Origin of the sequence: Kribbella sp. NBC_01505 (assembly GCF_045040285.1) — a bacterium.
Lineage (GTDB): Bacteria > Actinomycetota > Actinomycetes > Propionibacteriales > Kribbellaceae > Kribbella.
Genome location: NZ_CP109425.1, coordinates 7,192,431 through 7,210,530, shown reverse-complemented (window position 1 = coordinate 7,210,530; position 18,100 = coordinate 7,192,431). Strand labels below are relative to the sequence as shown.

Genomic DNA, 18,100 nt, shown 5'->3' with positions numbered 1-18,100 from the left:
TCAGTGTCCTTCCTGACCGGCAACGAGAGTCCGGATGGACAGGGCGTCGATCGCACCGAAGCTGGTGATCGGCGCCGGTCGCTCCGCACCCGGAAGTCGACGGGTGACGCGGCTGGTCAGCCACTCCCGGATGTGCCGGTTGCACGCACGCTTGTCGGCCGCGCTCAGCGGCGCGCGCCGGACGGCCGCGTAGTACCCTCCGATGTACTCGGCGACGAGCCGGGCCGGCGGGTGCACGAGCTTGTTCGAACGCTTCGGGTCGAGGTTGCGCGACCAGCTGCTGATCGTCGGGTTCGCCTGCAGGGCACGGCCGTCGTGGTGGCGGCGGAAGTACAGCCACTCCGGCACCTGGAGGAAGCGGCCGTGCAGTGCGACCTCGGCCATGAACACCTGGTCCGCGTGGTAGAAGCTGCCGTGCGGCTTCACCTTGCGCAGTACGTCGGCACGCAGGACGCCGTAGAAGTCGTCAGCCTGGATTGCCCCGGGCAGGTCACCGTCGCGCAGCATGCTCCGCAAGCGCTCGGGCGCCTCGGGCGAATCGGTGTGCAGCGGGTACTCGAGCGCCTGGATGACGTTGTCCTCGCCGTCGATCGCCGCGGTGTAGGAGTGCGTCAGTACGGCATCCGGGTGCTCGTCCAGCAGGTCGACGCACCGGGCAACCAGGTCGCGGCCCCAGAGATCGTCACCGGACGCCCACTTGAACAGCTCGCCGTGGCTCTTCCGGAAGACGAAGTCGTGGTGCGGTGCGGCACCGACGTTGTGGTCCTGGCGGTAGAACGTGATCCGCTCGTCGCGAGCGGCGTACTCGCGGCAGATGTCGTCCGTACTGTCGGTGGACGCGTTGCTGGACAGGATCAGCTCGTAGTCGGTGTACGTCTGGCCGAGCACCGCGTCCAAGGACTGGACCAGGTACTCCTCGCCGTTGTAGACCGGTAGGCCGATGCTGAGTCTGGGGTGGGTCATGTCGGGCTCCCAACTGAGTCGACGGCCGCAGGGCGGTTGATCCGATGGACCGGATCGAGGAAGCGTCGCGAAGAGGCGAGCGCGAGGACAGGTACTGCCAGTAGGAAGCCGCCGACGACGTCAGTGAGCCAATGCATCGACAGCAACAGGAGTGCGAAGCCCATGGTCAGTTCGGCCACGAGCACGAGCCACCAGGCCCACAGCGGTGGATGGCGGCGCCAGACAAACAAGATCCCGCCCAGGCAGCACAACAGGACCGTTGTGTGCCCGGACGGGTACGAGCCGCTGAAGAAGCCGACATCCTGGTGCGGATCGGGTCGCTGCAGGACAGCCTTGGTCACCTGGGTGACGAAGACGGTCACGGCAGCGAGGCCGGTCACGTAGAAGAGCGGAGCGAACAAGCGGCGTTGTACGGCGGCGATCAGCCCGGCGACGGCGAGCAGGGTGAAGGCGATCGGCGGACCGGCACCGTCGACGACCCAGCCGAAGGTCAGTTGCCATTCGCCCCAGACGTCGTCGGGCCGGAACACCTCGCGCGCCATGACGTCGAAGCTGTCGACCGGGTCGACGGTGACGAAGACCGCCAACGCCAGGAACACCACCAGGCTGATCACAGCCCAGCGGTGTGCCACCGACAACCTGGAGATCACGGGTCCCCTCTCAAGCGAACTTACGGAAGACGGGCTGGACCGGACGGCCGGGCAGGAACGCCGAGACGTCCTGCGCGTCGAGCGCCTTGTGGTAGACGGTGCAGGCCTGCGCGACCACCTCGAGGGTCCGCTCGATGTCGGCGTCGGTGAGCGCGCTGCTCACCACGAACGACGGACCGATCACGCCACCGAGGATCAGCTCGCGCAGGAACAGCGTCCGGTAGAGCTGCGACGGCAGGAAGTTCTCGTCGAGGGTCGCGAAGACCAGGTTGCTGGCCCGGCCGCGCACGATGACGTGCTCGCCGACACCGGCCGCCGCGGTGATCTCGCGGACGCCGGCCGCGAGCTTGTCACCGAGCTCGTGCAGCCGCGCCGAGATTCCTTCGGCCGCATAGACGTCGAGTACGGCGATCGCCGCGGCGAGCGAGTGGGTCTCGGCGCCGTGCGTGGTCGAGAGCAGGAACACGCGCTCGTTGCTGTCCCGCAGTCCGCCGCGTTCCATGTACTCGCGTCTGCCCGCGAGCGCCGACACCGCGAACCCGTTGGCGAGCGCCTTGCCGAACGTCGAGAGGTCCGGCGTCACGCCGTACAGGCCCTGGGCGCCGCCGTCGGCGAACCGGAACCCGGTGATCATCTCGTCGAAGATCAGCAGTGCGCCGAACCGGTGTGCCAGGTCCCGCAGTCCTTCGAGGTATCCGGGCGGCGGATCCTGCTGGGTCGCCGGCTCCAGAACCAGACACGCGATCTCGCCGGGGTACCGGACGAACATCTCCTCGGTCGCGGCCAGGTCGCCGTACGGGAAGCCCACCGTCAGATCGCCGATCGCGTCCGGGATTCCGGCCGCCATCGGGGTCCGGGTGATGAACCAGTCGTCGGTGGAGAAGAACGCGTGGTCCGCACAGATCGCGACCCGCGCGCGGCCGGTGATCGCGCGCGACAGCTTGATCGCGGCCGTGGTCGCGTCGGAGCCGTTCTTGGTGAACTTCACCATGTCCGCGGTCGGCACCGCGGTCAGGAAGCGTTCGGCCGCCTCGAGCTCGACGATGCTCGGGCGGACGAAGTTGCTGCCCCGGTCCAGCTCACGCTTGACCGCCTCGACGACCTTCGGGTGCTGGTGGCCGAGGCTGACGGCGCGCAGGCCGGAGCCGTACTCGATGTATTCGTTGCCGTCGACATCCCACACGTGGGCGCCGAGGCCGCGCTCGATCACCGGCGCCATGTTCTCGGGGTACTGGTCCTCGCCCTTGGCGTAGGTATGCGCGCCACCGGGGATCAGTTCGTGCAGGCGCGCGTTGGCGGCGATCGACTGATCGAACAACTTGGTCACATCAACCTCGCAAGGGCCTCGGTCAGGGACGGTGCGGCCAGGTCGCGCTCGGACATGAGCGTGACCGGCAGCGGCCAAGGGATGTCGAGTGCCGGGTCGTCCCAACGGATCGAGACGTCCTCGGACGGGTCGTGCGCCCGGTCGATCCGGTACGACACATCGGCCGGCTCGGTGAGCGCCTGGAACCCGTGCGCGCACCCGGCCGGCACGTAGACGGTCACCTGGTTCTCGCCGGTCAGGTCGAACGTCTCACGCTGCCGATACGTCGGTGAGTCGGGGCGCAGGTCCACGACCACGTCCAGCACCGCTCCGTACGAGCACCTGACGAGCTTGGCCTCACCAGCGCCCGCACGGATGTGCATGCCCCGTACGACGCCGCGGCGCGACCGGGAAATGCTGTCCTGGACGAACGCGTCAGGGTCAAGGCCGGCCTGCTTCACCACGTCGCGGTCGAACGTGCGCGAGAAGAACCCACGCTCGTCGACATGCGGCGTCGGCCGGAAGATCAACGCACCGGCGATGCCGGCGACTTGTTCTACCTGCATGCTCATCGCCTCAGCTCGTGGGGCTCGGGAAGCGGGACCAGGTACGTCGCACCCCAGCCGCCGTCGGCCTCGAGCTGCGCGATCACCTCTTCGGCGATGTCCCAGGTCAGCACCAGTACGACGTCCGGCCGGGCAGCCTTCAGCTCTTCGACCGGCCGGATCGGGACCATGCAGCCACCGGGGATCCGGCGGCCGTGCTTGCCCGGGGCCTTGTCGACGGTGAACTCGAGCAGGTCGGTGCCGACCTTGCTCAGGTCGAGCAAGACCGGTGCCTTCGACGGAGCGCCGTACCCGAGGACCTTGCGGCCGGCGGCCTTGTGCCGGGTCAGCTCCGCGTGCAGTGCGCCGGCCGCGTGCGACGCGGCCTCCTGCAGGCTGGCCAGCTGGATCTCGTCCGCGATTCCGGCGGCCTCTTCGTCGGCCAGGACCACGTCGACGGAGGCATCCGGCTTGGCGTCGGCGGTGTGCCGCAGCATCACCATCAGGCTGCCGCCGTACATGTCCACCTGCTTGACCGATTCGATCGTCAGACCGTTCAGCTTGGCGATGTTTCCGACCGCACGCAGCGACTGGTACGACCAGTGGCCGTGCCGGATCGTGTCGAACTGGTTCCCGACGAACAGCGGCAGCAGGTGGTGGAACTCCATGACCAGCAGGCCACCGGGCGCGAGCCGCTCGGCCCGCAGCTCGAACGATTCGCCGAACTGCTCCGAGTGCACGATGCCGTGTACGTCGACCACGAGATCGGCCTTCTCACCGTCACCGGCCAGGCGCGAGCCGGCGGCGTACAGGTGGTCCAGCCAGGAGCCGCCGTGCGGGCTGCCGAACTCGAACACCACAGCACCGGCAAGCTGCGGGTAGTCGCGCAGGATCTCCTTCACCGACGACTCGGCGTGCGCGAGGCTCGTCGCCGACTCGACCGCCAGCGGCTCCTCGGCGATCTGCGCGTCGACCGGGCCGAGCTGGACCAGCGTGCAGTCGCGACACAGCCACAACGACAACGGCCAGCGCGGGTCGGGTCCGGGGGTGTCGGCCGTCGGGAAGTAGTCGGCCGTCGGCTGGTCACCGACATCGACCACCAGTACGACGTCCTCGCCCGCACAACCGCGGCACGTGAAGCTCACTGCATCTCCCCCAGTCACCATGTCAGCATCGCCTTGCCGGTCGTGAAGGCCTCGGCGTACCGGGCCCGGCACTCCATCCCGCGGAGCCGGGCGAGTCCGGTGAACGTCTCTTCGTCGAACCAGTCGTGCGGGACCTGGGACGGGTACGCCTTGTGCAGCAACGCGACCTTCTCGCGCATCTGCTCCTCGGTCAGGTCGACGTACAGCCAAGGGCGGCCGAGGTCGCCGTCCCACTTCGGGATCTCGTAGTGCAGGACCAGGTGGTCGCGCCAGACCGTCGGCGCGAGCTCGGCGATCAGCCGGTGGTCCTGGTGCGCGTCGTGCTTGCTCGGCGCCAGCACGAGGTCCGGCCGGCGATCGCCGCGAGCCGTTGCCTCGAGCAACTCCTTGGTCTCGTTCCAGTGCGCGGGCAGCCGGCCGTCCGGCAGCTCGGCCGACGTGACGGTCACCTCGCACTCGGGCAGGAACAGCTCCGCACCCCGGCGGGCCTCCTCGAGCCGCAACGGCGTACCGGTCGCGATCACGAACTCGGCCGTCAGCTCCGGCACGGACTCGGCCAGCTTCAGCAGCGTGCCGCCGCAGCCGATCTCGATGTCGTCCGGATGCGCGCCGAGGGCAACGATGTGGACCGGCCCGTCGATCAGGCCGAGCTGGAACGGAAGCATCAGAGCGCCACCACGACCGGGTCGTGACCGTTGAAGACGCGGTGCTGCTGCTCACGGTTCTCGTGCGACCACAGCGCCCATGGCTTCTTGCCCGAGCGGTAGAGGTCCTCGAGCTGGCTGCGCTCCTTGAGGGTGTCCATCGGCGCCCAGAACCCGTGGTGCGGGATCGCCTCGAGCTTGCCGACCGCGGACAGCCGCGGGAACGCGTCGCCGACCAGATCCTCGCCCTCGTTCAGGACGTCGAAGATCTCCTTCTTGATCACGAAGTAGCCGCCGTTGATCCAGACGTTCAGATCGGCCGCCGACCGCAGCCCGGTGACGCGCGAGTCGGTGCCGAACTCGACCACGTGGAAGGACGCCTGCGGCGGCACCGCGAGCAGGCTCGCCGTCACGTCGCTCGCGATCACGTGGTCGACGATCTTGTCCATCGGCGCGTCGGTCAGCACGTCGCCGTAGTTGGCCAGGAAGACGTCGTCGTCCTCCAGGTACGGCCGGACCCGGCGCAGCCGCTCACCGATGCTGGTGTCGATCCCGGTGTCGACGAAGGTGATCTTCCATTCGCTGATGTCGGAGTCGAGCAGCTCGATCCGCTGCCCGCCCTTCGTCATCACGAAGTCGTTGGAGACCGTCTCCTCGTAGCGCAGGAAGTACTCCTTGACCGCCGAGCCGCCGAAGCCCAGGCAGAGGATGAACTCGGTGTGGCCGAAGTGCGCGTAGTACCGCATCACGTGCCACAGGACCGGCCGGTCGCCGATCGTCATCATCGGTTTCGGTGCGGAATCCACGCCGCTGCGCATCCGCAGCCCGAAGCCCCCGCAGAAGATCACGACCTTCATCTGTGTTCCCTTCCCCCACTACTTTTCTTAGATCACTTCGAGGCGCGGGATGGGTACGACGAACTTCGCGCCCCACTCCCGTGCATAGCCGAGCTGGTGGACGATCTCGTCGCGCAGATTCCACGGCAGGATCAGGATGTAGTCGGGCCGCGTCTCGGCCAGGTGCTCCGGCGCGAAGATCGGGATGTGCGTGCCCGGCAGGAACAGTCCGTGCTTGTGCGGGCTGCGATCCACCGTGTACGGCAGCAGGTCCTCCCGGATACCGCAGTGGTTGAGCAGCGTGTTGCCCTTGCCGGGCGCGCCGTACCCGGCGACGGTCTTGCCGTCGCGCTGCGCCTGGATCAGGAACTCGACCAGCTCGGCCTTGATCGTGAAGACCTCGTTCGCGAAGCCGGCGTGGCCCTCGACCGTGTGCAGACCGGCGTCGGCCTCGTCCTGCAGGACCTTGCCGACGAGCTCGGTCGGCTCACCTGGCCCGTCCTTTGGCGCACCGTCGATCGGCGTGCTGAAGACGCGGATCGAGCCACCGTGGCTGGCCAGCTCCTGGACGTCGACGACCTTCAGGCCGGCCTTCTCCAGCGCGAGCGAGGCGGTCTTGAGCGAGAGGTAGGAGTAGTGCTCGTGGTAGATCGTGTCGTACTGGCGACGCTCGATCAGGCGGAGCAGGTGCGGGAACTCCAGCGACACCAGGCCGTCGTCCTTCACCAGCGCGCGCAGGCCCTTGGCGAAGTCGATGATGTCCGGGACGTGCGCGAACACGTTGTTCCCGGCGACCAGGTCGGCCTTGCCGTGCCGGGCGGCCGCGTCGGTGCCGGTCGCCTCGCCGAGGAAGTAGCTCTCGGTCCGGATGCCCTTCTCGTTCGCGATCTCGGCGATGTTGCCGGCCGGCTCGATGCCGAGCACCGGGATGCCGAGGGCAACGGCATGCTGCAGCAGGTAGCCGTCGTTGCTGGCGGCCTCCACGATCAGGCTCTCCGCGCCGAGGTCGAGCCGCTCCTGCATGTCGACGACGAACCGGCGGGCGTGCTCCACCCAGCTGGTCGAGTACGACGAGAAGTACAGGTAGTCGGAGAAGACGTCGTCAGCCGCCACGTACGCCGGAAGCTGGACGAGCAGGCAGTTGTCGCAGATCCGCACGTTCAGCGGGTAGAAGGTCTCCCCGGCGTCGATCTGGTCGGCGCTCAGGAAGCTCTCGCACGGCGGCGACATGCCGAGGTCGACGAACGTGCGGTTCAGGTCCTCGCCGCACAGGCGGCACGAAACAGTGGCAGCCATATCAGTTGGCCTCCTTGAAGAAGAGGTCGGCCTTCGGGCCAGGGAACTGCTCGCCGGTCCGGCGCACCAGCTGGCTGTCGACCAGGCCGGCGCCGAGCAGCTGCTCGATCCGGCGCAGGCGGACGAACTGGGCCGACGTGAAGTCGTCGTACGTCAGGCCGTGCTGCTGGTAGGCGGCGTACATCTCCTCGACGCCCTTGCGCACCGTCCACTCGAGCTTCAGGCCCGGGAAGGTGTCGTTCAGCTTGCTGAAGTCGACCTTGTAGTTGCGCAGGTCCGGTCCGGCGCCGTCGGCGATCGACAGGGTCGAGCCCGGCACGACCTCACGCACCATCTCGGCGATGTCGCGGACCTGGACGACGTCCTCGGACCGGCCGACGTTGAACGCCTCGTCGTGGATCAGGTCCCGCGGCGACTCGAGCACCTCGCCGAACGCGCGGCTGATGTCCTCGATGTGGACGAGCGGCCGCCACGGGGTGCCGTCGCTCTCCAATCGGACCTGGCCGGTGGTCAAGGCGATCGCGGTCAGGTTGTTCACCACGATGTCCAGCCGCAGGCGCGTCGAGGCGCCGTACGCGGTGGCGTTGCGCAGGTACGTCGGGCTGAAGTTGTCGTCGGCCAGCTTCGACAGCTCCTGCTCGGCCAGCGCCTTGGTCTCGCCGTACGCCGTCACCGGGAACATCTCGGCGTCCTCGCCGACCGCCTCGGACCCGGCCGCGCCGTACAGGCTGCAGGACGAGGCGAACAGGAACCGCCCGACCCCCGCGTCCTTGGCGGCCTGGGCGACGTTCAGCGTGCCGCGCAGGTTGACCGAGTAGGTCGCCTCCTTGTCGAGGTTGCCCAGCGGGTCGTTCGACAGTGCGGCCAGACAGACCACCGCGTCGTACCCCTCGAGCTCCTTCGCGGTGACGTCCCGCATGTCCCGCGGCTTGCGATCGCCGATCGGCTCCGGGCCGCCCAGCAGGTCACAGCCTTCGTACAGCCCGGTGTCCAGACCGTCCACCACATGTCCCGCAGCCCGGAGGAACGGCACCATGACGGCCCCGATATAACCCCGATCGCCGGTGACCAGCACTCTCATCCGTACGCTCCCTCACCCCGACACTCCCCTGTCGCCTCTACAGATCAGCGTCGGGCCGTCCTGATACATCCAATGACGATGTACGTATCAACACGCTTGTGACGCAGCTCTCTTCGGTGTCGTCGGCCCGGGCGGGGCCGGCGCACCTAGGAGGCACCATGAGCGTCATCGGATCAGCCAGAGGCCTGCTTCGCGAGGCCGTCGACCGGGCCACTGTCCAGCTGGGACTCGGCCACTCGGAGGAACGGCTCGCACACGATGCGCGCACCTTCTGGAACCAGACCGGCGAGCACGGCTGGCGCGCCCATTCACACTTCCGCGACGCGGACGTCTTCGAAGAAGTCGACTGGGCCGGTGTCGGCACCGACCACTGGGCCCTGTTCTCCCGGCTCGCCCGGGTCGCCGCCCCGGAGCTGAGCCTCGACCGGGTCGTCGAATGGGGCTGCGGCGGCGGCGCCAACGCGGTCGCCTTCGCACCGCACTGCCGAGAGTTCATCGGCGTCGATGTGAACAAGGAAGCCCTGATCGAATGCCGCCGCCAGGTCGACGCCGTCGGCGCGGCTGCCTTCTCCGGCGTCGAGATCGACCTCACCACCCCCGAGAGCGCAGTCAGCCAGATCGGCGAAGTCGATCTCTTCCTCTGCGTCTACGTCCTCGAACTGGTCCCCAGCCCCGAGTACGCCCGGCGCCTGATGCGGATCGCCCACCAGGTCCTCAGCACCGGTGGCCTGGCCTTCGTCCAGGTCAAGTACCAAACCACCGACTGGCGCACCGCCCCCCGCCACCACCGCTACCGCAGCGCCACCCTGGCCAGCATGACCACGTTCCCCATCGACGAGTTCTGGACCCAGATGACCGCCTTGGGCCTGACCCCCGAAGCCGTCCACCTGGTCCCCCAGAACAACCTCGACCACCGCTACGCCTACTACCTCCTCCGCAAGTCCTGAAATTTTCGCTCCGGATGTATCAGGGGTGGGGGGTGGGTGCTCTTTTGGGCGCTGCCGTGTTCTGAGCCTGTGGGGGGCGTTATGAAGGTTGCCGTATTCGGTCTTGGGTATGTGGGGTCGGTGACTGCGGCTTGTCTGGCCGCGGCCGGGCATGATGTTTGGGGTGTCGATGTCGACACCGCGAAGGTCGGTCCGATCACTGAGGGCCACAGTCCGGTGGTCGAGCCCGGCTTGGACGAGCTGGTCGCGGACGGGGTGACCGGGGGGCGGCTGCATGCCACCACCGATCCCCGGCTCGCGCTGGATCGGGCTGACGTCTCGCTGATCTGTGTGGGAACGCCGTCGACACCTGCTGGTAGTACGGATCTCACGTACATCAAGCGGGCGGTTCGTGACATCGCGGAGGCCGCGCATGTCGTCGTACCGCCGGAGTCCGGGTTCCACAGCATCGTGATCCGGTCGACCGTGCCGCCGGGGACTGTGGACGAGGTGGTCGCGCAGGTGCTGGCCGATGTGCCGCCGCCGGCCGGGCTGACTTTCGGTACGGCGATGTGCCCGGAGTTCCTGCGGGAAGGGTCCGGGCTGGCCGACTTCTACGAACCGCCCTTCGTGGTGGTCGGCACCGAGTTCCCGAAGGTCGGCGGTCAGCTGACCGAGCTCTTCGGGTTCCTCGGACAGGACGTCCAGGTGGTCGACGTACGGACCGCGGAGGCGCTCAAGTACGCCTGCAACGCGTTCCACGCGACCAAGGTCTCGTTCGCGAACGAGATGGGCCGGATCTTCCGCAACTATCGCGTCGACACCCGTGAGGTGATGCGGTTGTTCGTCCAGGACACCAGCCTGAACATCTCGCCGTACTACCTGAAGCCCGGGTTCGCGTTCGGCGGCTCGTGCCTGCCGAAGGACCTGCGGTCGGTGCTGCACCTGGCCCGGATGAACGACACCGAGCTGCCGCTGCTGGCCGGCACGCTGGCCACCAACGAGCGCTCGGTCAGCGACGTGGTCGACCGGGTCATCGCCGGTCCCGGCCGCGAGGTCGCGCTGCTCGGTCTGAGCTTCAAGGTCTCCACCGACGACCTGCGCGAGAGCCCGAACGTCGAGCTCGCCGAGCGGCTGATCGGCAAGGGCTACAACCTGCGCATCTACGACGCGATCGTGAACCCGAGCCGCCTGGTCGGCGCGAACCTGCGGCACGTCGAGTCCAAGCTGCCGCACCTGCAGCGGGTGCTCACCGACGACCCGGCCCAGGCACTGAAGGGCGCCGACGTCGCGCTGGTCAGCGCCACGGACACCGCCGCGATCGAGGCCCTGCTGGCGGCCCCGCCGGCCAGAACCATCGACCTCAGCGGCCGCCTCGGCGACGCCGTCGAGGCGTTGCCCGGATACGAAGGAGTCGGCTGGTGAGCGCTACCCGCGTTCTGATCATCATCCAGAACCTGTGGGTCCCGTTCGACCGCCGGGTCTGGGAGGAGTGCAAGGCGCTCAAGGGCGCCGGGTACGACGTGACCGTGGTCTGCCCGAAGGGTCCGGGTGACCCGGCGTACCAGGTGATCGACGGTGTGGCCGTGCACCAGTACAAGGCCTACGCGCCCGGTGGCAGCAAGGCCGGCTTCATCCTCGAGTACGCGTACTCGTTCCTGATGACGCTGATGCTGGTGCTGCGCGCCCGCAAGGCCGGCCGCTTCCAGGTCATGCAGGCCTGCAACCCGCCGGACATCTTCTGGCCGATCGCGATCCTGCTGCGCAAGCTGGACCGGACGAAGTTCGTCTTCGACCACCACGACCTGTGCCCCGAGCTGTTCCAGTCCCGCTTCGGCGGTACGACGTCGCTGCCGTACAAGGGTCTGCGGTTCCTCGAGCGGATGACGCACCGGACCGCCGACCACGTGACCTCGACCAACGACTCGTACCGGCGGATCGCGATCACCCGCAGCGGCAAGGCGAACCACGACGTCACGGTCGTCCGCACCGGGCCCGACCCGGAGAAGCTGCAGCGCGTCCAGGCCGACGACTCGCTCCGCGACGGTCACCGCTACCTGGTCACCTACATCGGCGTGATGGGCCCGCAGGACGGCGTCGACATCGTCGTCCGCGCGGCCGACCACATCGTCAACCAGCTCGGCCGCACCGACATCAAGTTCACGCTGATGGGCGGCGGCGACTCGTACGACGAGGTGGTCGCGCTGCGCGACGAGCTCGGGCTGCAGAAGCACATCGAGTTCACCGGCCGGGTGCCGGACGAGACCGTCCGCGCGGTCATGTCGACCGCCGACCTCGGCCTCTCCCCCGACCCGAAGAACCCGCTGAACGACGTCTCCACGATGAACAAGACGATGGAGTACATGGCGTTCGAGCTGCCGGTCGTCGCCTTCGACCTGATCGAGACCAGGGTGTCGGCCGCCGAGGCCGCCGTCTACGTCGAGCCGAACGACGTCGCGAAGTACGGGCAGGCGATCGTGGACCTGCTCGACGACGAGGTCGCCCGGCGCCGGATGGGCCGGTTCGGTCGCGAGCGGGTCGAGCAGGTGCTCGCCTGGAAGCACCAGCAGAAGGCGTACCTCGGAGTGTTCGGGCAGCTGACCGGTCACGTGACGCCGATCAGCGTCGTCCGGGCCACGGGGTCCTGACGTGTGCGGGATCGCCGGCTGCTACCAGCAGCGCGACGGACTGGCGCTGACCGAGGCCATGAGCGACCGGATCGCCCACCGCGGTCCGGACGCCGCCGCGGTGTACCGGTTCCAGGAGGACGACGTCTCCGCCGTACTGGCGCATCGACGGCTCTCCATCATCGACCTGTCGTCGAGCGCGGATCAGCCGTTCAGCAAGCGCGGACTGACGCTCTGCTACAACGGTGAGCTCTACAACTACAAGGAACTTCGATCCGAGCTGGCCAAGTCCGGCGTCTCGTTCCGGACCAACTCGGACACCGAGGTGGTGCTGGAGGCGTGGCGTCGCTGGGGCCCGGACGCGCTCACCCGTTTCCGGGGCATGTTCGCGTTCGCGATGCTCGACGAGGAGAGCGGCAGCCTGTTCCTGGCCCGCGACCCGCTCGGCATCAAGCCGCTGTTCTTCCTGCGCCGCGAAGGCGGTGTGGTCTTCGCATCCGAGCTGAAGGCTCTGGTCACAGCCTTTGGACCGGAGCTGCGGACCGAGCCCGGTGCGCTGATCTCCTCGATGCTCTACTACTGGCTGCCGGAGCAGCGTTGCTCGATCGACGGGGTCGAGAAGCTCCCCGCGGGGTCGTGGGCCGAGTTCCGTCCGGATGGCAGCAGCCGGCATGACACGTACTGGCGGGTGACCGACGTCGCGACCGAGGCCGCGGCCGGCCCGCCGGCCGACCTGCGTCAGGTGATCGAGGAGTCGGTGGCCGCGCACATGGTCGCCGACGTACCGGTGTCGACGTTCCTCAGTGGCGGGCTGGACTCCAGCCTGGTGACGGTGCTCGCGAAGCAGATGGATTCGTCCGTCGACTCGTACACGATCACCTTCCGGACCGAGGACCAGAAGCTCGAAGCGATGCCCGACGACGCGATCTACGCACGCAAGGTGGCGAAGCAGTTCGGGATCGACCTGCACGAGATCGAGATCGCGCCGGACGTGGTCGACCTGCTGCCGCGGATCGTCGACATCCTCGACGAGCCGATCGGCGACCCGGCCGCGATCAACACGCTGCTGATGTGTGACACGGCCCGCGACGCCGGGGTCAAGGTGTTGCTGTCCGGCATGGGCGCCGACGAGCTGTTCGGCGGCTATCGCAAGCACCTCGCCTGTGTGATGGGAGCGCAGTACCAGTCGCTTCCCGGCGTACTGCGGAACGGCCTGATCGGCCCGACGGTACGGCGGCTGCCGGTCACCGTGCGCGGCCGCGGACTGCGGTACGCGCGGTGGGCCAAGCGGTTCGAGACGTTCGCGAATCTGCCCGAGGAAGAGGCGTTCCGGCGCAGCTACACCATGTACGACGGGGACCAGCTGACCGGACTGTTGAGCCCGGACCTGGAGCCGTACGTCGGCAAGCTGCTCGGCGAGCACAGCGACATCTACCACGACACCACGCTCGACGACCACGTGAACCGGATGTGCCTGGCCGACTCGCGGATGTTCCTGCCGGGTCTGAACCTCACCTACACGGACCGCGCGAGTATGGCGGCCTCGACCGAGGTGCGGACGCCGTTCGTGGATCCGATCGTCGCGCGGGCCGCGTTCTCGATCCCCGGCAGCCAGAAGATTCACCGCCGGGTCAGCAAGCTGGCGCTGAAGAAGGCGGCCGAGGCCTGGTTGCCCAAGGAGATCATCTACCGCCCGAAGGCGTCGTTCAGCGCTCCGCTGCGGGCCTGGATCCGGAACGACCTGCGCGAGCTGGTCGACGACACGCTGATCCGGGGCGAGCTCGTCGGGAGCGGCTTCCTGCAGCAGGCCGCCGTACAGCGTCTGGTCGACGACGAGCGGGCCGGGCGCGAGGACTATTCGAAGCAGATCTGGCAGTTGCTGACGCTGGAGACCTGGACGCGCAACATGCGTTCGCTCGGCGTGACCATCACCTCTTAAAGGACGCAAAGCATATGAAGCAGGTCGCCCAGAACTACAAGTCCGGTGAGCTGGCGGTGCTCGACGTGCCGCCGCCCGGCTGCCAGCCCGGTGGGGTGCTGGTGCGGTCGCTGTATTCGCTGATCTCGACCGGGACCGAGCTGATGAAGGTCGGCGAGGCGAAGCTCTCCCTCGTCGGCAAGGCGAAGGCGCGGCCGGACCAGGTGAAGAAGGTGCTCGATACCGTGGCCCAGCAGGGTTTGCGGAGCACCTACCAGAAGGTCATGAACAAGCTCGACTCCTACACGCCGCTGGGCTACTCGCTGTGCGGTGTGGTGGTCGAGGTCGGTGCGGGTGCTGAGGAGTTCAGTGTCGGGCAGCTGGTCGCTGCCGCGGGCAACGAGTTCGCTCTGCACGCGGAGTACAACTGGGTGCCGGTGAATCTGTGCGTACCGGTGCCGGACGGCGTACCCGCTGAGCAGGCGGCGTTCTCCACGGTTGGCGCGATCGCCATGCAAGGTGTGCGGCAGGCAGAGGTCCAGCTCGGGGAGACCGCGGTCGTGATCGGGCTCGGCCTGGTCGGTCAGCTCTGCGTGCGGCTGCTGGTCGCCGCCGGTGTCCGCGTCTTCGGCATCGACACCGTCGAGGACCGCTGCCGGATGGCCGAGAAGGCGGGCGCCCTCGCGTGCTCCTCCCCCGACGAGGCCGGCGTCGCTTCGCTCGAGCGTTCGTTGCTAGAGGCATCCAATGGTCTCGGCGCCGACCACATCCTGCTCGCCGCGGGCGGCAGCTCCAACGGTCCTGTCGAAACCGCGGCCCGCCTGGCCCGCGACCGTGCCCGCGTCGTGGACATCGGCAAAACCAGGCTCGACCTGCCCTGGAACGCCTACTACGACAAAGAGCTGGACGTCCGCTTCTCCCGCTCCTACGGCCCCGGCCGCTACGACGACCGCTACGAGCTCCAGGGCATCGACTACCCCGCCGGCTACGTCCGCTGGACCGAACGCCGCAACCTCGAGTGCTTCGTCGACCTGATCGCCCGCGAACAGATCGACATCCAGTCCCTGATCGCCGGTACCTTCCCCATCGCCGAAGCCACCGACGCCTACGCCAAACTCAGCAGCGGCTCCCTCCCCGGCGTCGGCTTCCTCTTCGAATACCCCGACGTACCCACCGAAGAGTTGAAGCAGGTCGCGCCGCACGTACCGAGCCAGTCCGCCGCTACGCCAGGTGCCGCTCGGCTCGGGTTCATCGGTGCTGGTAACTACGCCTCGAGCATGCTGCTGCCGCACCTGCAGAACAACGGCGACGCAACCCTCGCCAGGGTGGCGACCAACAAGTCGCTCTCCGCGGCGAACGCGCAGAAGAAGTTCGGCTTCGAGCAGATCTCGACCGACGCCGACGAAGTACTGCACGACGACAGCCTCGACGCGATCTTCGTGGTGACCCGGCACAGCAGCCACGCCGACCTCACCTGCAAGGCGCTCGAGACCGGCAAGGCTGTCTTCGTCGAGAAGCCGCTGGCGCTCACCAACGAAGAGGTCGACCGGATCGTCGCCACCGTGGAGGCCACCGGCAACGATCGGCTGATGGTCGGGTTCAACCGCCGGTTCGCGCCGCTCCTGACCGACCTCAGAACGAGGTTCGGGCAGCAGGGAGCACAGTCGCTGCGGTACCTGGTGAACGCCGGCAAGCTGGATCCGTCCAGCTGGTACCTGGACCAAGGCAAGGAAGGCAGCCGGTTCGCTGGTGAGGGCGGGCACTTCATCGACACCCTGAGCTGGTGGCTCGACAGCCTTCCGACGGATGTGTACGCCGTACCAGGTCCGGACGCGGGCGATGTGATCGTCACGATCAAGTTCGCCAACGGCTCGGTCGGCAGCATCAACTACGTTGCCGGCGGCAACGCGCGGTTCCCGAAGGAGACGATCGACATCACCGGCGGCGGCCGCAACGGGCGCCTCGACAACTTCGCCAGCGCCTCGGTCTGGACCGGCCGCAAGCCGGCCACGAAGAAGGCCCGCGGCACCGACAAGGGTCAGCGCGCCGAGCTCGAAGCCTTCGTGCAAGCCGTCAAGAACGGCACCAAGATGCCGATCAGCTTCGACTCGATCATCGCCACAACCCGCGCCACCATCGCCGTAGACCGCAGCCTGGCATCAGGCTCCGCGGAAAAGGTATGAGCCGTCAGCCCCTTGGGTGGTACGTCCGGCGGCTCCGCCGGATGTCCCCCACCGAACTGATCTGGCGCAGCACCGACCACGCACGACGTACTGCCTGGGCGTATCAGCAGATCAAGCCCGGGCAGGACCTCGCCGCGCCCCAGAGCCTGCGCAAGGACCTGACCTTCGGTACGACGCTCCCGCCGCACGCGGTCCGCGCCGTACCGGAGGATGCGCGCAAGGCGGTCATCGAGACCGCCGACGCGATCATGGCCGGCAACCTCGAGGTGCTCGGCACCGACCGCACCGACCTCGTCACCCCGGACTGGTTCCGCGACCCGATCACCGGCCGCCGCTCCGACCCGGCGCAGTACACGTTCAAGCTGAACCACCGCAACGAGGACCTGGTCGGCAACATCAAGCAGGTCTGGGAGCTGTCGCGGCATCACCACCTGACCCAGCTGGCCGCCGCCTGGTACCTGACCCACGACGACCGGTACGCCGACCGCATCGCGGAGCAGCTCAACGACTGGTGGCGGACGAACCCGTTCCTGTCCGGCGTGCACTGGGCCAGCGGGATCGAGATCGGCATCCGGCTGATCAGCTGGACCTGGATCCGCCGGCTGCTCAACGACTGGCCGGACATCACCGACCTGTTCGAGCACAACGAACTCGCGCTGAACCAGCTCTACTGGCATCAGCGCTACCTGGCCGCCTTCCAGAGCCGCGGCTCCTCAGCGAACAACCACGTGATCGCGGAAGCAGCCGGCCAGCTCGTCGGCGCCAGCGCGTTCCCCTGGTTCCGCGAGAGCGCGAAATGGCGCACCGACGCGGCCGCTCTGCTGGAGCGCGAGCTCGACGCGAACACCTTCCCCTCCGGCGTCAACCGCGAGCTCGCCACCGACTACCACCGCTTCGTCTCCGAGCTCGGCCTGTACGCCGCTCTGGAGGCAGACCTGGCCGGACATCCGTTGAGCCCGTCGACGTGGGCCCTGCTGACCCGGACCGCCGATGTGTCCGCGGCGATCGTGGACAGCACGCTGCGTCCACCCCGGCAGGGCGATGACGACGAGGGCATGGTCCTCGTGCTCGACCAGCCCGACATCCACAGCTGGTCCGCCTATGTTGCCCTCGCCGCAGCCGCGGTCGGCCCGGCGGACTGGTGGCCGGCGGTCCCCGCGACCACGACGTCCACACTGGTCGGCGCGCTGGTGCGGGGCGTTCAGGGCGACCGCCCAGCCGAACGCCCCGGCCACTTCAACGACGCCGGTCTGACGATCCTCCGCAGCCATGATGATGGTCCGGAGATCTGGGCCCGTGGCGACGCCGGTCCGCACGGCTTCCTCTCGATCGCCGCACACGCACACTGCGACGCGCTCTCCCTCGAGGTCCGCGTCGGTGGCGTCGACGTCCTCGCCGACCCGGGCACGTATTGCTACCACGGCGAAGAGGAGTGGCGGAACTACTTCCGCTCCACGATCGGCCACAACACGGTCGAGGTGAACGGAGCCGAGCAGTCCATCTGGGGCGGTGCGTTCCTCTGGCTGCGTGGCGCGATCGGACAGGTCCGCCAGTACGACGCTTCCACGGCCACCTGGGATGCCGAGCACGACGGCTACCGAGTCGGCGACACCCCGGTCACGCACCGGCGCAACGCCGTACTGGATGACGGCACGCTGCGCGTCGAGGACCACCTCGACACGGCGGCCGACGTACGGATCGCGTGGCATCTCGGCCCGGACATGGCGGCTGAGCTGAACGGCGCGACCGCTCACCTGACCTGGTCCGACGGTACGGCGGTCGCTGAGCTTCCGGTGGGGTTGACGTGGACGGCGCACCGGGGAAGTGACGATCCGCTACTGGGTTGGTACTCACCGCGATTCGGCCGTAAGGTCCCGATCACCACACTGATCGGCGCTGGGCGGATCGGCCCGGACACGCCGGCGGTCAGCACCTTCCGTTTCCGCTGACGGTGTATCAGGTCACGCCCTAGCGCCTCTA

At 68.1% G+C, this 18,100-nt stretch carries 15 protein-coding genes; 6 read left to right on the top strand and 9 right to left on the bottom strand.

The window, feature by feature from the left end; genetic code table 11:
• The 9 genes from OG474_RS33995 to OG474_RS33955 are packed head-to-tail and all read right to left on the bottom strand — an operon-like array spanning nucleotide 1 to nucleotide 8,466.
• A complete protein-coding gene (locus tag OG474_RS33995; RefSeq protein WP_405057707.1) occupies nucleotides 1-963 on the bottom strand; it encodes a glycosyltransferase family 2 protein in 963 nt (320 codons plus the stop codon).
• Complete coding sequence (locus OG474_RS33990; protein ID WP_405057706.1) at nucleotides 960-1,613, bottom strand: phosphatase PAP2 family protein; 654 nt, start codon at nucleotides 1,611-1,613, stop codon at nucleotides 960-962. Before OG474_RS33990 ends, OG474_RS33995 begins: the two co-directional genes overlap by 4 nt.
• Nucleotides 1,614-1,623: 10 nt before the next feature.
• Nucleotides 1,624-2,940 carry a glutamate-1-semialdehyde 2,1-aminomutase gene (locus OG474_RS33985; RefSeq protein ID WP_405057705.1) on the bottom strand — a complete coding sequence of 439 codons (1,317 nt, stop codon included), beginning with the start codon at nucleotides 2,938-2,940 and terminating at the stop codon, nucleotides 1,624-1,626.
• A complete protein-coding gene (gene rfbC / locus OG474_RS33980; protein WP_405057704.1) occupies nucleotides 2,937-3,491 on the bottom strand; it encodes a dTDP-4-dehydrorhamnose 3,5-epimerase in 555 nt (184 codons plus the stop codon). The genes OG474_RS33985 and rfbC overlap by 4 nt, the downstream gene beginning before the upstream one ends.
• Nucleotides 3,488-4,609, bottom strand: coding sequence for a hypothetical protein (locus OG474_RS33975; RefSeq protein WP_405057703.1), 1,122 nt, complete (start codon nucleotides 4,607-4,609; stop codon nucleotides 3,488-3,490). Before OG474_RS33975 ends, rfbC begins: the two co-directional genes overlap by 4 nt.
• A 14-nt stretch (nucleotides 4,610-4,623) precedes the next feature.
• Nucleotides 4,624-5,274, bottom strand: coding sequence for a PIG-L deacetylase family protein (locus tag OG474_RS33970; protein ID WP_405057702.1), 651 nt, complete (start codon nucleotides 5,272-5,274; stop codon nucleotides 4,624-4,626).
• Nucleotides 5,274-6,110 (bottom strand): sugar phosphate nucleotidyltransferase, encoded by an 837-nt coding sequence (locus OG474_RS33965; RefSeq protein ID WP_405057701.1) that lies wholly within the window; start codon nucleotides 6,108-6,110, stop codon nucleotides 5,274-5,276. Before OG474_RS33965 ends, OG474_RS33970 begins: the two co-directional genes overlap by 1 nt.
• 27 nt (nucleotides 6,111-6,137) lie before the next feature.
• Complete coding sequence (locus tag OG474_RS33960; RefSeq protein WP_405057700.1) at nucleotides 6,138-7,385, bottom strand: class I SAM-dependent methyltransferase; 1,248 nt, start codon at nucleotides 7,383-7,385, stop codon at nucleotides 6,138-6,140.
• Nucleotide 7,386: 1 nt separating this feature from the next.
• On the bottom strand, nucleotides 7,387-8,466 hold the full coding sequence (locus OG474_RS33955) for an NAD-dependent epimerase/dehydratase family protein (protein ID WP_405057699.1): 1,080 nt from the start codon (nucleotides 8,464-8,466) through the stop codon (nucleotides 7,387-7,389).
• Nucleotides 8,467-8,624: 158 nt separating this feature from the next.
• On the opposite strand from OG474_RS33955, the gene OG474_RS33950 reads away from it, so the two are divergent.
• The 6 genes from OG474_RS33950 (at nucleotide 8,625) to OG474_RS33925 (ending at nucleotide 18,069) form a co-directional block, all read left to right on the top strand.
• The gene (locus OG474_RS33950; RefSeq protein WP_405057698.1) at nucleotides 8,625-9,413 is read left to right on the top strand and encodes a class I SAM-dependent methyltransferase; all 789 of its coding nucleotides are present in this window, start codon (nucleotides 8,625-8,627) and stop codon (nucleotides 9,411-9,413) included.
• Nucleotides 9,414-9,494: 81 nt separating this feature from the next.
• Nucleotides 9,495-10,817, top strand: coding sequence for a UDP-glucose dehydrogenase family protein (locus OG474_RS33945; RefSeq protein ID WP_405057697.1), 1,323 nt, complete (start codon nucleotides 9,495-9,497; stop codon nucleotides 10,815-10,817).
• Entirely contained in the window at nucleotides 10,814-12,040 is a 1,227-nt protein-coding gene (locus tag OG474_RS33940; RefSeq protein ID WP_405057696.1) for a glycosyltransferase family 4 protein, read from the top strand. The genes OG474_RS33945 and OG474_RS33940 overlap by 4 nt, the downstream gene beginning before the upstream one ends.
• Before the next feature lies 1 nt (nucleotide 12,041).
• Nucleotides 12,042-13,958, top strand: a complete 1,917-nt coding sequence (asnB, locus tag OG474_RS33935) for an asparagine synthase (glutamine-hydrolyzing) (RefSeq protein WP_405057695.1) — start codon at nucleotides 12,042-12,044, stop codon at nucleotides 13,956-13,958.
• A gap of 14 nt (nucleotides 13,959-13,972) precedes the next feature.
• The gene (locus tag OG474_RS33930) at nucleotides 13,973-16,120 is read left to right on the top strand and encodes a bi-domain-containing oxidoreductase (RefSeq protein ID WP_405057694.1); all 2,148 of its coding nucleotides are present in this window, start codon (nucleotides 13,973-13,975) and stop codon (nucleotides 16,118-16,120) included.
• On the top strand, nucleotides 16,117-18,069 hold the full coding sequence (locus OG474_RS33925) for an alginate lyase family protein (RefSeq protein ID WP_405057693.1): 1,953 nt from the start codon (nucleotides 16,117-16,119) through the stop codon (nucleotides 18,067-18,069). Before OG474_RS33930 ends, OG474_RS33925 begins: the two co-directional genes overlap by 4 nt.
• The last annotated feature ends 31 nt before the right edge of the window (nucleotides 18,070-18,100 follow it).